This is a genomic window from Paraburkholderia sp. SARCC-3016 (assembly GCF_031119615.1).
In the GTDB taxonomy this organism is placed as follows: Bacteria; Pseudomonadota; Gammaproteobacteria; order Burkholderiales; family Burkholderiaceae; genus Paraburkholderia.
On sequence record NZ_JAVHZD010000004.1, the window covers coordinates 143,131 to 155,224 of the forward strand.

Genomic DNA, 12,094 nt, shown 5'->3' on the forward strand with positions numbered 1-12,094 from the left:
CTTCTGCCGCTTGATCGAGCCAGTCGCGTCAACGATGTGAAGCAGCGCGTGGTGACTGGGTATAAAACAGTACATGTACCATATTCTGTACAAGTAAAGTGCACTTCAGTTATACTGGCACCAGTTAAAAGTTCGTTTGGAGTAATTCGATGCGTACGATTCATTTTTCCGACGCCCGCGGCAATCTGAAAACGGTGATTGATCAGGTTGTCGACGATGCGGATGTGACACTCATCACTCGTCGTGACGCACCGAATGCAGTCATCATGTCGCAGGACTATTTCGACAGTCTGATGGAGACAGTCCACCTGCTGCGCTCGCCTGCCAACGTCGCGCATCTCGAACGTTCCATCGCGCAGTTGCGCAAGGGCAAGGCAAAGCAGCGCAAGCTTGAAGAGGACGATGAATGACCATGCGCAGCGTGCTGTTTACGCCCGACGCGTGGGACGACTACGTTTACTGGCAAGGGCAAGACCGCAAGACGCTCAAGCGCATCAATCAGCTCGTTCGCGAAGCGCAACGCTCGCCGTTTGAAGGAGTCGGAAAGCCCGAGCCGTTGAAGGCCAACCTCTCGGGCTTCTGGTCCCGCCGCATCGACGATACGCACCGCCTCGTCTACCAGGCGGACGACGCCCAGCTCAGCATTATCTCCTGTCGCTATCACTATCAGGCATAGCTTCGGCGTCGCCGCCGCCTGACACCGAACTGTTGCGTCGCGTTGCGTCGCGCCGCGATCAGGCGCCGCTTTCGCCGAGCGCCATATCGGCCATCAGTTCGGCCGCGAGCGACTCGAGCAGCGTACGCAGCGCGTCGATCGACAGCGCCGCCGGTACTGCGAGCACGGCCTTGACGCCGAACTGATGCGGCCCGACCGAAGCATGCGCGAGCTCGGTGCTCAGTTCCTCGATGCTGATGTTGTGCGAAGACAGGCTCGCGGACAGATCCTGCACGATGCCGGGACGGTCCGGCGCGGTCAGTTCCAGCGACACGCGCCGCAAGCCGTGGCCGAGCGGCGGCAGATCGCTGCGTGCGATCACGAGGCGCAGGCCGGCGCTTTCGAGATCGCGTAAGGCGGTCGTAAGCGCATCGGCATGGCGCTGCGCGACTTCGAATTGCACCATGCCCGCGAACTGGCTGCCGAGGCTCGCCATGCGGCTGCCGGTCCAGTTCGCGCCGAACGCGCGTGCACGCTCCGAAAGCAGGTTGACGATGCCGGGACGGTCGGCGCCGATCGCGGTCACGACGAGCGATGCAAGCGGTCCGGACGGCTCTTCGGTCAATTCGATGCGCCGGCGAATGATCGGCGCGCGCGTCGCGAATTGCTCGTCCTGCGTGTGCGCCGGCAGTTCGCCGTGATCGCGCGCGTAATGCACGACGCGCAGCAGCAACGCGAGTCCCATCGGCGCGAGCGCGCGCTCCCAAAGTTCGCGCGCGGTTTCGCCCTTCTTGACGAAACACCAGTCCTGCGCGGCAATCGCGCCCGCATCCCAGCCATGCGCGAGGTGATAGACCGAACCGCCGGCGATCGGATCGCCTTCGAGGATCGTCCATTCGACCGCCGCGATGCCGCGATGGCGCGGCAGCAACGAAGGGTGATAGCCGACGCCGCCAAGGCGCGAGCGCGCGAGCGCCTCGTCGTTCACGCGTGCATGCGTGTGTGCGGCGATGATGAGGTCGGTGCCTTCGGGAATCGCGCTTGCTTCGACAAGCCGCGGGTTGTCGTGGATCGCTGTCGGCAGGCCGGCCGCACGGCCCGCCGCCGCGAGGCGATCGTCGGCGGCCGGGGCCACTACGCCGGCAATTTCAATGCCGTCGGCGCGGAACGCTTCGAGCACCGAGGCGCCGAAATAGCGCGATCCCACGATTGTGCATTTCATCAGGCTGTCTCCGTCCCATCCTGTCCGGTTGCGAGATGCGCGGGCATCCGCATCGGAGCCGATACGCCGCATCGAGTGCTGCTGGTCGCGGACATTGTCGGCGATTTGCCGGGCGGTGTCGAACAGGAGACGCTGGAGTGGGCGACGCGCTTGCTCGACAACGGCAAGCGCGCCTGCTCGGGCATTTTTCTCGAGCCGGCAAACCCGGGCATCGAACCGATTACTGCGCGGGCGCCGAAGCCGTGGCCGCCGTTCCCGGCGTCCATCGATAGACGACGAGGTTCGAGTCGTTGTAGTTGTCCTTCGTCACCACATACTCGCCGGTCGAGCGCAGATACGCGCGCACGCCGTACATCGAATCGACGTTGGCGCCGAGGCTCACCTGCGCGGGATTCGTATTCGCGAGCGTCATGTCGAGCGAGCCCGTCGTCAGATTGAACGCGTCGATGTTGGGCGATGTGATGTAGCCGACGAACAGATAATTGCCCGCCGCCGCGATCGACTTCGGCTCGACCCCGCTCGGGAACGTGATGACCGGGTTAGGCGTGGTGTCGTTGCCGGCCGTCCAGCCGTGATAGACCTCGATGCGGTTGCCCATCGACGTAAAGTCGGCGCTGCCGATCACGCCTTGCCCGAGAATCATCGTGTCGCTTTCGGGCAGATAGACGATGCGCGTGAGCGGCCGGATCGAGACCGGCACGAGCGTCGTCATGGGGACTCCCCATGTCGGCTTGCCGGTCGCGTCGACGCCTGTCAGCGGGTAGTGGAAAATCTGGTTGGTGCGGTCGAGACCGGCCCACGCGCCGCCCTGGCTGTCGAGGCTGAACCCGCCCGTCACCGGGCGCGTCGTGGCGAATGCTGCGCCGGGCAGCGTGGCGTCCGGTATCGCGATGTAGCCGCTTTGCGGGCTGAAGTGATAAAGGTAGAACGTCGAGGGATTCTGGCCCGACGCCGCGAGAATCCGGTTCGGACCGACGGCGGCAATCTGCGCGAAGTGCGTGTCGCGCTCGGGGTTGTTGATGTTCAACCGCGGATCGTTCGGATACGCGATCGGGTCGACCGTGTTCGCGACGAGCGTGCCCGCGGTTGAGCCACCTGCCGCGCCGCCCGCGGTGCCGCCATACACGTTGGTGCCGCCGAAGAAAAGCGCGCCGTCGGTAAGCGGGTCGGGCGCGCCGTTGCCCTCGAAGTTCAGCGACTGAAGCGTCGTTGTCAGATTGCCCGCGCGGTCGTACACGTGGATGCTCGTCGCGCCGTTGCGGCCGAGATCCCAACTGCCGCCCCACGGGTTGTCGAGCACGGCCAGATTGCCGGCGGCATCCCTGCCGATACCGACCACGCGCGTGAAACGCGTCTGGCTCACTTGCCCTTTCGCGCCGGTGGTCGTGTTGAGAAATCCGCCTTGCACGCCGAACGTACCGACTTGCGTGGGTCTGCCGGCGACGGCCGCATAGAGCTTGATATCCATATCCGGACCCTCGTCGCCGGCCATCAGGCGGCTTGAAGCGAGATCGAAAAACAGCGCGGACGGCTGTGCGCCGGCGGGCATCTGGATCGTGTTCATCGGCGCACCGGTGGGACTGAACTCGACGATGCGGCCTTCGCTCTTCTGCGCGACCCAGATATTGCCGGCGCTATCGATCGCGAGCGCGCCCGGATCCTGCACGCTGATGTCCTGCTTCCAGACGCCGTCGGTCGTGTACATGCGCACGCGGTTGCCCGGATTGTCGCTGGCGACGAACAGCGAGTTCGCCGTCGCGCATCCGGTGATCACGTCGCCGCGCGCGACATTCGTTGCGGCACTGACCTGAATCTTGAAATCCTGCGCGCCTGTCGCGCGGTTATAGCGGCCGACATAGCCGCTGCCGAAGTTTCTGCTGAACTGCAATGCCGCGAACAGCGACGTGCTGTTGCCGGTAATGCAACTGCCCTGAAAATCGTTGTGCAGGCCGATCGAGCCGACGGTCTTGCCGTTCTGATAAATGGAGATACCGCCATAAACTTCGTCCCATAGCGAGGCCGTGTAGATCGTGCCATCGGGCGCGACCCACATCGAGCGGGCCGTATTGCCCACATGAGTGCTGTCGGTGCCGAAAGTATTTGCAACCCAGTCGGTCATATATTGCGCATGGCCCGGCGGAGCAATCGCGAAACAGAACACTGCGGCAACCGACAGGGTGTTGAGTCGTTTCATGAACAGCTGACTCCTGCACGGCCGACGGCCGGCGGAAAGGGGATCGATGCAATGAACAAGAGCGGGCGCGATTCAATCTTTATTGATTTATTCTTGCCTGAAAAATATTCGTCCGAACAAAATAATTAATATTGGACGGGGTCGCCAATTCATTGCATGGCGTTGCATAGGCGGTGCTAAAAGTACTCGTGCTCGCCTTCTGACGGTTAGCATTACGGAGCCTTGCATTCGAGAGAATGCCTGCCGCATAAAAACCAGAAATTACGAGTGATCGCGTCTTTTATTAATTGCAAAATCAGCGCGAGCCAATGCAAATCGAATGAATAACCGATAAGCGCGGATATAAAATTCCTGAAAAATTATCTGCACAATCGGGTATTGTGCAATTAATACCTGATTCGATTTTCGCGTTGCGATGCGCCGATCCGATGGCTTGAAACCCGAAGCGCGCATGGCTTGAACGGCTTGCATCCGTCATCGGGGCACCGTCGCGGTGCGCACCGGACGGACGAAACGGCATCATCGCGGCGAGACGTCGCCGGGAGTCGGACGGGCATCGAGCTTCAGTTGCATGAAAGCGAGGTCGAGCCAGACGCCGAACTTCATGCCGACTTCCGTCATCAGCCCAACATGCTCGAAGCCGAGTTTCTCGTGGAGCCGGATCGACTCGATGTTGTTCGCCGTGATGCCGGCCACCATGACGTGCTTGCCGATGGTGCGCGCGCTGTCGATCAGCTGTTCCATGAGCGCGCGGCCGACGCCCTTTCCGCGCTGGTCGCGGCGCACATAGACCGAATGCTCGACCGTGTGACGGTAGCCGTCGAATGCACGCCAGTCGCCGAACGACGCAAAACCGAGCACGGCCCCGCGATCGTCGACCGCGACCAGCACCGGATAGCCGGCGTTCTGCCGCGCCGACAGCCAGGCCGCACGGTTCAGGCGATCGACGGTCAAATCATTCCAGATCGCAGTGGTGTTCTGAACTGCGTCGTTGTATATCGCCGTGATGCCTTCGATATGTTCTGGGCCCGCGTGACGGATCTCCATTTGCTGTGCCCCGCATCGATCCACTATAGTGAGACGAGTGTACATGATAATAGACAATACAGATGAACGATGTCGATGAGCGAATAGGCGCCCGCGTTCGAGCCGAACGGGAGGAGCGCGGCTGGTCGCTGAGCTTGCTTGCCGAGAAGTCCGGCGTGTCGCGGGCGATGATCCACAAGGTCGAACGAGGCGAGAGCAGTCCGACGGCTTCGTTGCTGGCCAAGCTCACCGGCGCATTCGGCATGACGATGTCGGCGCTGATGGCGCTCGCCGAACTCGAAGAAGGGCGGCTGCTGCGTGTGGCCGACCAGCCCTTATGGGTCGATCCGCAAAGCGGCTATCTGCGGCGGCATGTCTCGCCGAAGTCGGCGACCGCGCTGAATCTCGTGGAAATCGATCTGCCGCCGGCCGCCGTGGTTCCGATGCCGGCTGCAGCCTTTCGGCACAGGCAGCAGTTGATCTGGGTGCTGGATGGCACGCTCGTGTTTATCGAAGGGCGCGAGCGTCATGAACTGAACGCCGGAGATTGTCTTGAACTCGGCACGCCGAGCGACTGCGTCTTCAGGAACGAAAGTTCGTCCACTTGCAAATATGCGGTCGTCATCGCGCGCAAGAGCTGAATGACCGCGCTCAGGCGAGGCCGCCGTCGGCCTTCGTTTCGCTTGCAAGCCATTGGCTGAACGCGCGCATTGCCGGTGTGGCGGGCTTGCCCTTGTGCGACGTGAGCCAGTAGCTGCCCGCATGCACGTCGATGTCGAATGGCCGCGCAAGGCGTCCCATCGCGAGATCGCGTTCGAACATCGACCCGGGCGCGAGCGCCACGCCCGCGCCCTGCATCGCCGCTTCGACCATCAGGCGCGACGAATCGAACACGGGGCCGCGCACCGGACGCGGCGCGAGGCCTGCGGCGTTGAACCAGTTTGCCCAGTCGTCGGCACGATACGAGCGCAGCAGCGTTTCGCCTGCGAGGTCCGCGGGCACGCGCAGACGTTGCGCGACATCGGGCGCGCACAGTACCGAAAGCGGCGCATCGAAGAGCTTCAGCGCACGTGAGCCGGGCCAGGTGCCGTCGCCGAAACGGATGGCGAAATCGAGGCCTTCGCCGGCCAGATCGACGAGATTGTTGTTCGTCATCATCCTCAGTTCGACGAACGGATGCGCGTCATGAAACGATTTCAGACGCGGCATCAACCAGCCGACCGCGAAGGTTCCGACGGCGCCGACCGTCAAAACTTCGTGAAAGTGGCCGCCTTCGAATTGCCGCAATACGGCCTCGATGCGATCGAACGCATCGCTGAGCACGGGGCGCAGAGCGAGCCCTTCATCGGTAATCGCGAGGCCGCGCGGCAGGCGCTTGAACAGCGTCGCGCCGAGGCGCTCTTCGAGCATGCGCACCTGCTGGCTGACCGCGGCCTGCGTGACGTTCAGTTCGAGCGCCGCACGCGTGAAACTCAAATGCCGGGCCGACGATTCGAACGCGCGCAGCGCGTTTAAAGGCAGATACGGTCGCATGGTCGAGACATTAGATTTTCTGGGGCAGCGGGCAATTTATCATCGTTTGTCAGCCTGCGGTGAAAACGCGATATTGGCGGCTTTTCAAGGAGAAACAATGATCGCGCGGCGCAGATTCATATTGACGGCATCGGGTAGTGGGATAGCTGAGATTGCGGGTCGCGCATATGGCTCGTCGGCTGCGCGGATCTTGTCGCTGCTTGGTGCGCTGTGCATCGCACCTGCGATGAGCCACGCGAATGCGGCCACAGTCGAGGGAGCGGCCGCGCGTGCCGGCGGTCCCGCTCGCAGCAGCATCGAGCGTGCGGTGGATCATGCGATACGCCCGATGATGGCGAAGGACCAGATCGCAGGCGTCGCGGTCGGCGTCATCGTCGACGGCAAGCCGCAGGTGTTCAACTTCGGCGTCGCGTCGACGCAAACGCGCAAGCCGGTGGCGAACGACACGCTGTTCGAGCTCGGCTCGGTCAGCAAGACCTTTACGGCCACGCTGACATCGTGGGCGCAAGTGAACGGTCAGCTGTCGCTGTCCGATAGCGTCGGCAAGTATTTGCCGACGCTGCGCGGCAGCCCGTTCGGCAATCTGAGCCTGCTCAATCTGGGCACGCATACGCCCGGCGGGCTTCCGCTCCAGGTGCCCGACGAAATCGAAAACGACGCGCAGCTGATGCGTTATTTCAAGGCATGGCGTCCGCAGTATGCGCCAGGCACGTACCGGACCTATACCAATCCCGGCATCGGCACACTCGGCCTGATCGCGGCGAAGAGCATGAACGACGATTTCACTTCGCTGATCGAGCAGCGCCTTTTTCCGGCCCTCGGCCTGAAGCACAGCTTCATTGACATTCCTGTCGAGCATGTGTCCGATTACGCGCAAGGCTATACAAAGGACGGCAAGCCGATCCGGTTGAAGGGCGGTGAACTGGCGCCCGAAGCATACGGCGTCAAATCGACGGCGGCGGACATGCTGCGCTTTATCGAAGCGAACATGAATCTGATCGAACTCGATGCGCCGCTGCAGCGCGCGATCGCCGATACGCACACCGGATACTTCAAGGCAGGGCCGATGACACAGGACCTGATCTGGGAGCAGTACCCGTATCCGGTTACGTTGAACTCGCTGCTCGAGGGCAATGCGCCATCGATGGTTACGAACGGGATACCCGTAACCGCGATCGATCCGCCGCTGCCGCCCATGAACAACGTATGGATCAACAAGACGGGTTCGACGAACGGCTTCGGTGCTTATGTCGCGTTCGTACCCGCAAAACGGCTCGGGATCGTGATTCTGGGCAACCGTAACTTCCCGATCGCGGACCGCGTGGCTGCCGCGCACGAGATTCTCACGTCGTTCGCGGGCGGTGCACAGTAATCACGTTATATAGCGTCGCTCACGCAGACCACGCTTCGCCCGCGCGAAAGCCGTACTTGTCGAGCGAAGCCGCTTGCATCTCGATGCTGTACCCGGGCTGTTGCGGTGGCATACGCAGTCGTCCACCTCTGCTCGTCGACGCGTTTCATTCGGTCACGCGGGCGTTCGTCAATTCTCAACATCCTCCCCGGTCCGGAATATCGCCCTTAGCCGGTTGTTGTGGGTTTTGCAACGGCGCGCGCAGGCGGCGATATTTTGGTCCGCCATTCGAAGCACCACGCGCGTGCCTGTCACCTGACTCATCTGGAGAAGGCCATGTATCTGGGAAAGCGCGCAGTGGTGATCGGAGCCGGAGTCGGTGGATTGGCGGCCGCGCAGGCGCTTGTCGGCAGCTTCGAGCACATCGTGCTGATCGAACGCGACGTGTTGCCCGCGCAAGCCGAGGCGCGCCCCGGCGTGCCGCAGGGCCGCCATCCGCACGGACTGTTGCCGGGCTGCGTGGCGGCGCTCGATGCGCTGTTCGATGATTTTGCGACCAGGCTGTGCGATGCGGGTGCGAAGGAGTCGGACTTCGGCCAGAAGCTTCTGCTGGAATTCTCGGCGCAGGCGGCGCTACCTGCGCGTCAGCTAGGGATTCCTGTCGTGAAGTGTTCGCGCGGCCTGATCGAATGGGTCGCGCGGCGCGAGTTGCAGCGGCAAACAAGCATCGCAAAACTCGATGGGCGCCGCGTCACCGGAATCGTCGCGACGCCGGATGGCAAGGCGGTCGCCGCAGTGCGCTATGAAACACAAGCGGGCGCACAGGAGACGATCGCGGCGGACCTTGTGCTCGATGCATCTGGCCGGGGCGAGCCGACGCTCGAGTTTCTGCGTGCGACGGGACGCGAGGCGCCCGAAGAAACGGTGATGCGCATCGACATGAATTACTCGACGGCGATCGTCGAATTTTCACCGGGGAATCGGCCCGCGTACGACGTGCTGCGCACGATGCCGGCGCCCCCCGGCAACACGCATCAGGGTCTGCTGCTCGTACGCGAAGACGATCGCTTCTTCGCAGGATTCGGCGCGCGCGGCGACGATGCCCCGCCGTCGGAATGGGCAGACCTTCTCGAGTTCGCGAAGACGCTGCAAACCTCGACGATCTACGACGTGCTGATGCATGCGAAGCCGTACGGCAAGATCTACCGGCACAAGTTTCCGGAGAATCGCCGCAGGCACTTCGAGCGCTACACCGATTGGCCGCGCGGACTGATCGTGCTCGGCGACGCGATTTGCCGCTTCAATCCAGTCTATGGGCAGGGCATGGCCGCTGCGGCGAAAGAGGCGCTGCTGCTTCGCGATCTGCTTGCTAGCCGCAAAAATGAAGCGCAACCGCTCGACGGCCTGTTCGAGGCACTGATGAAAGCAGCGAGCCCGGTGCTCGACAATATCTGGGCGCTCGCCGCGATGCCCGATCTCGCGTTTCGCGAGACGCACGGCGTGCGGCCCGACAACTTCGAAGACGCGCTCGGATTCAACGCAATGATGCAGCAGGCAGCGTGCGTCGACGCCGGCATCCACAAGCTCGTGGTCGAGGTCATGTCGCTGCTCAAGCCCGGCTCCGCACTCAAGGAGGAGCCCGTCGTCGCAAAGATCAGGCAGCTTGCTGCGCAGTTCGATGCGGCGAAGGATAGTCTCGAAGCCTGAGCGCGAAGCGGCGGCGTGCTGCGCGAGGCGCATCGTGAACGCTGCGTCGATGTAGGGTTGCGCAAGATCGATGCGCAATGTCATCAACTGCCGATCGTCTGCGCCCGTCGCGCCGCGAAATCCCAGTACCACGCCTGTTTCGTCGGTACCTCGGCAGGCAGCAGGCCGTTGCGGTAGAACGCGTCGGCGATGGTCTGCTGTTCGCCGAAATCGTGCGCCGTGACTGGACGCACGAGATAGCTGCGCCGCGCGTTGGCGCGCTCGATCGTCGCGGCGTCGAGCCCCCAGACGGGCGCCAGCGTGTTGGCGGCTTCCTGTGGATGTGCGCGCAACCAGTCGCCGGCTTCCTTCAGTTGCTCGAACAGCACGGCGACGATTTGAGGATGCGCGTCGGCAAAGGCCCGTGACGCGAGGTAGTAGCGCTGGTACGACGCGAGGCCGGTGCCGTCGGCAAGAATGCGCACATCGGCTTCGCGCTCGACCGATGCGACGTACGGATCCCATGTCACCCAGGCGTCGACGCTGCCGCGCTCGAAGGCAGCGCGCCCGTCGGCAGGCGTCAAATAGCTCGTTTTGACGTCCGCCGGTTTGAGCCCGGCGCGCGCGAGCGCCGCGAGCAGCAGGTAATGGCTCCCCGCCGCCTTGGTCACCGCGATGCGCTTGCCCTTGAGGTCGGCAAGCGAATGCAACGCACTGTCTTTCTTGACGATGATTGCCTGCGCGCCGGGCGACGGCGCCTCCTGCGCGACATAAACGAAGCGCGCGTGCGCAGCCTGCGCAAAGACCGGCACCGTGTCCGCGACGTCGGCGCTGAAATCGACGGCGTCGACGTTCAGCGCTTCGGTCAACGGCAGGCCGCTTGCGAATTCGTTCCACGAGATACGCACGTTGAGCGGCGCCAGCGCTTTTTCGAGCGACCCGCGCGTCTTGATCAGCGTGATCAGCGTCGACGACTTCTGATAGCCGATGCGAAGCGCGATCGGCGCGGCAGTCGAGGTATTCGACGCGTTCGTGGCCGCGGGCGTTTGAGCGAAGCCCGTTACGCCGCCCGTAGCCAGCAGCGAAGCGAGGGCGAGGCGGGCCAAGAGGGCCAAGAGGGTGAAGCGGGCGGCGATGCGGCGGCGGGTGTGTTTCAGCATGGCGCGATGTCCTTGTTGTCGTTGAACGAAACGGCTGCGCCGTAGCGTCGAACCGTCGATCCTAGCAACCTCGGCGTTTCGCGCGAACTGCCGGTTTCAGCTAAGGATTTGACGGATGCAGATAAGCGCGGTCGATTGGAGCCGCTGAAGCGGTCCTTTGAGCGACAAAGAGCAAACCGATATAAAGATATCGAAAACCAATGATTCTCACGCGGTCGCTTCATCGATACGCTTTACTAACTATCGATTCCGAGGCTTTATGACCAACGCTTCCGACCTGATTTCGTTTCAGACGCGCCGCCGCATGCTTGCCGCGATACCGACGATGGCCGTGCTGGGTGCGACGGCGGGCATAAGCCTCGCGCGCGCCGCGCAAGCCACCGGCCATGCCACGCTGGTGCTCGGCGATCAGGCCGGCGGCACGCGTGCGCTGATCGAAGCCGCGAGAGTGCTGGAAGGCGCACCGTATGCGTACCGCTGGGCAAACTTCCAGGGCGCTGCGCCGCTATTCGAGGCACAGCGCGCAGGCGCCGTCGATCTTGCGCCCGCCGGCGATCTGCCGGTGCTCGCCGCGGCCGTCGGCGATCCGACGCTCAGAATCGTCGCAACGCGCGTCGGTTCGGCTACGCAGCTGGGCATTCTCGTCAGGCCCGAGTCGTCGATACGCAGGGTCGCGGACCTCAAAGGGCGCACGGTGTTCGTGTCGTCTGCGCGCGGCAGCATCTCGCAGTTCCAGCTGTATGGCGCGCTGGCCGAAGCGGGGCTGTCGAAGGACGACGTCTCGGTGCGATTTATCCTGCCTGTCGATGCATTTGCGGCATTCGCATCTGGCTCGATCGAAGCATGGGCGACGTTCGATCCTTATTACGGCATCGCAGCGCAGCGCGGCGGCCGGGTACTGCGCGACGGCACAGGCATCAACAGCGGTCTGGGCTTTATCACCGCGTCGGGTGCATCGCTTGCCGACCCGGGAAAGCGGGCCGCGATGAGTGACGTGCTGGTTCGATATCAGCGCGCGGGCGACTGGGCGATCGCGCATCCCGACGCGTATGCGTCGATCTATGCGACGCTCACACGTTCGCCGCTCGAGGCGGCGAAGCAGATCACCCGGCGCGCGGCGTTGCGTCAGCGTTTCGTTGCCGATGCGGATATCGAGGCGTTGCAGAAAGTCGCCGACAGCGCATACCGCGATGCGATTCTGCCGAAACGCATCAATGTGCGGGCGATTGCGGAAACGCATATCGCTAATGCCTGACAAAACTGTTCA

General features: G+C 63.0%; 11 protein-coding genes. 6 read left to right on the forward strand and 5 right to left on the reverse strand.

The window, feature by feature from the left end; translation table 11 throughout:
- Positions 1-149 precede the first annotated feature (149 nt).
- Both QYH69_RS05950 and QYH69_RS05955 read left to right on the forward strand, forming a co-directional pair.
- Positions 150-410 (forward strand): type II toxin-antitoxin system prevent-host-death family antitoxin, encoded by a 261-nt coding sequence (locus QYH69_RS05950; protein WP_308830963.1) that lies wholly within the window; start codon positions 150-152, stop codon positions 408-410.
- The gene (locus QYH69_RS05955) at positions 407-676 is read left to right on the forward strand and encodes a Txe/YoeB family addiction module toxin (protein ID WP_308830964.1); all 270 of its coding nucleotides are present in this window, start codon (positions 407-409) and stop codon (positions 674-676) included. The genes QYH69_RS05950 and QYH69_RS05955 overlap by 4 nt, the downstream gene beginning before the upstream one ends.
- A gap of 58 nt (positions 677-734) precedes the next feature.
- Here QYH69_RS05955 and QYH69_RS05960 read toward each other — a convergent pair whose 3' ends face one another.
- The 3 genes from QYH69_RS05960 to QYH69_RS05970 all read right to left on the reverse strand — a co-directional run bounded on the left by QYH69_RS05960 (position 735) and on the right by QYH69_RS05970 (position 5,118).
- Positions 735-1,877: an ACT domain-containing protein gene (locus QYH69_RS05960; protein ID WP_308830965.1), complete on the reverse strand. Its 1,143-nt coding sequence runs from the start codon at positions 1,875-1,877 to the stop codon at positions 735-737.
- Between the two features lie 220 nt (positions 1,878-2,097).
- The gene (locus QYH69_RS05965) at positions 2,098-4,071 is read right to left on the reverse strand and encodes an SMP-30/gluconolactonase/LRE family protein (RefSeq protein WP_308830966.1); all 1,974 of its coding nucleotides are present in this window, start codon (positions 4,069-4,071) and stop codon (positions 2,098-2,100) included.
- A 519-nt stretch (positions 4,072-4,590) separates the two neighbouring features.
- A complete protein-coding gene (locus tag QYH69_RS05970) occupies positions 4,591-5,118 on the reverse strand; it encodes an N-acetyltransferase family protein (protein ID WP_308830967.1) in 528 nt (175 codons plus the stop codon).
- Between the two features lie 62 nt (positions 5,119-5,180).
- Between QYH69_RS05970 and QYH69_RS05975 the strand changes: the two genes are divergently transcribed.
- A complete protein-coding gene (locus QYH69_RS05975; protein ID WP_308830968.1) occupies positions 5,181-5,738 on the forward strand; it encodes an XRE family transcriptional regulator in 558 nt (185 codons plus the stop codon).
- 10 nt (positions 5,739-5,748) lie between these two features.
- On the opposite strand, the gene QYH69_RS05980 is transcribed toward QYH69_RS05975, so the two are convergent.
- On the reverse strand, positions 5,749-6,630 hold the full coding sequence (locus QYH69_RS05980) for a LysR family transcriptional regulator (RefSeq protein ID WP_308830969.1): 882 nt from the start codon (positions 6,628-6,630) through the stop codon (positions 5,749-5,751).
- Positions 6,631-6,856: 226 nt separating this feature from the next.
- Between QYH69_RS05980 and ampC the strand changes: the two genes are divergently transcribed.
- Together ampC and QYH69_RS05990 are read left to right on the forward strand one after the other, a co-directional pair.
- On the forward strand, positions 6,857-8,002 hold the full coding sequence (gene ampC / locus QYH69_RS05985; RefSeq protein WP_374992354.1) for a class C beta-lactamase: 1,146 nt from the start codon (positions 6,857-6,859) through the stop codon (positions 8,000-8,002).
- A gap of 315 nt (positions 8,003-8,317) precedes the next feature.
- The gene (locus QYH69_RS05990; RefSeq protein WP_308830970.1) at positions 8,318-9,688 is read left to right on the forward strand and encodes a hypothetical protein; all 1,371 of its coding nucleotides are present in this window, start codon (positions 8,318-8,320) and stop codon (positions 9,686-9,688) included.
- An 83-nt stretch (positions 9,689-9,771) separates the two neighbouring features.
- On the opposite strand, the gene QYH69_RS05995 is transcribed toward QYH69_RS05990, so the two are convergent.
- Positions 9,772-10,827 carry an aliphatic sulfonate ABC transporter substrate-binding protein gene (locus QYH69_RS05995; RefSeq protein WP_308830971.1) on the reverse strand — a complete coding sequence of 352 codons (1,056 nt, stop codon included), beginning with the start codon at positions 10,825-10,827 and terminating at the stop codon, positions 9,772-9,774.
- 259 nt (positions 10,828-11,086) lie between these two features.
- Here QYH69_RS05995 and QYH69_RS06000 point away from each other — a divergent pair, with 259 nt between their 5' ends.
- Positions 11,087-12,082 carry an ABC transporter substrate-binding protein gene (locus QYH69_RS06000; RefSeq protein ID WP_308830972.1) on the forward strand — a complete coding sequence of 332 codons (996 nt, stop codon included), beginning with the start codon at positions 11,087-11,089 and terminating at the stop codon, positions 12,080-12,082.
- The last annotated feature ends 12 nt before the right edge of the window (positions 12,083-12,094 follow it).

Coding starts and splice junctions, on each gene's coding strand:
- QYH69_RS05965 (WP_308830966.1), bottom strand. CDS start 4,071: ATGAAACGACTCAACACCCTGTCGGTTGCCGCAGTGTTCTGTTTCGCG.
- QYH69_RS05960 (WP_308830965.1), bottom strand. CDS start 1,877: ATGAAATGCACAATCGTGGGATCGCGCTATTTCGGCGCCTCGGTGCTC.
- QYH69_RS05995 (WP_308830971.1), bottom strand. CDS start 10,827: ATGCTGAAACACACCCGCCGCCGCATCGCCGCCCGCTTCACCCTCTTG.
- QYH69_RS05975 (WP_308830968.1), top strand. CDS start 5,181: ATGAACGATGTCGATGAGCGAATAGGCGCCCGCGTTCGAGCCGAACGG.
- QYH69_RS06000 (WP_308830972.1), top strand. CDS start 11,087: ATGACCAACGCTTCCGACCTGATTTCGTTTCAGACGCGCCGCCGCATG.
- QYH69_RS05990 (WP_308830970.1), top strand. CDS start 8,318: ATGTATCTGGGAAAGCGCGCAGTGGTGATCGGAGCCGGAGTCGGTGGA.
- ampC (WP_374992354.1), top strand. CDS start 6,857: ATGAGCCACGCGAATGCGGCCACAGTCGAGGGAGCGGCCGCGCGTGCC.
- QYH69_RS05980 (WP_308830969.1), bottom strand. CDS start 6,630: ATGCGACCGTATCTGCCTTTAAACGCGCTGCGCGCGTTCGAATCGTCG.
- QYH69_RS05955 (WP_308830964.1), top strand. CDS start 407: ATGACCATGCGCAGCGTGCTGTTTACGCCCGACGCGTGGGACGACTAC.
- QYH69_RS05950 (WP_308830963.1), top strand. CDS start 150: ATGCGTACGATTCATTTTTCCGACGCCCGCGGCAATCTGAAAACGGTG.
- QYH69_RS05970 (WP_308830967.1), bottom strand. CDS start 5,118: ATGGAGATCCGTCACGCGGGCCCAGAACATATCGAAGGCATCACGGCG.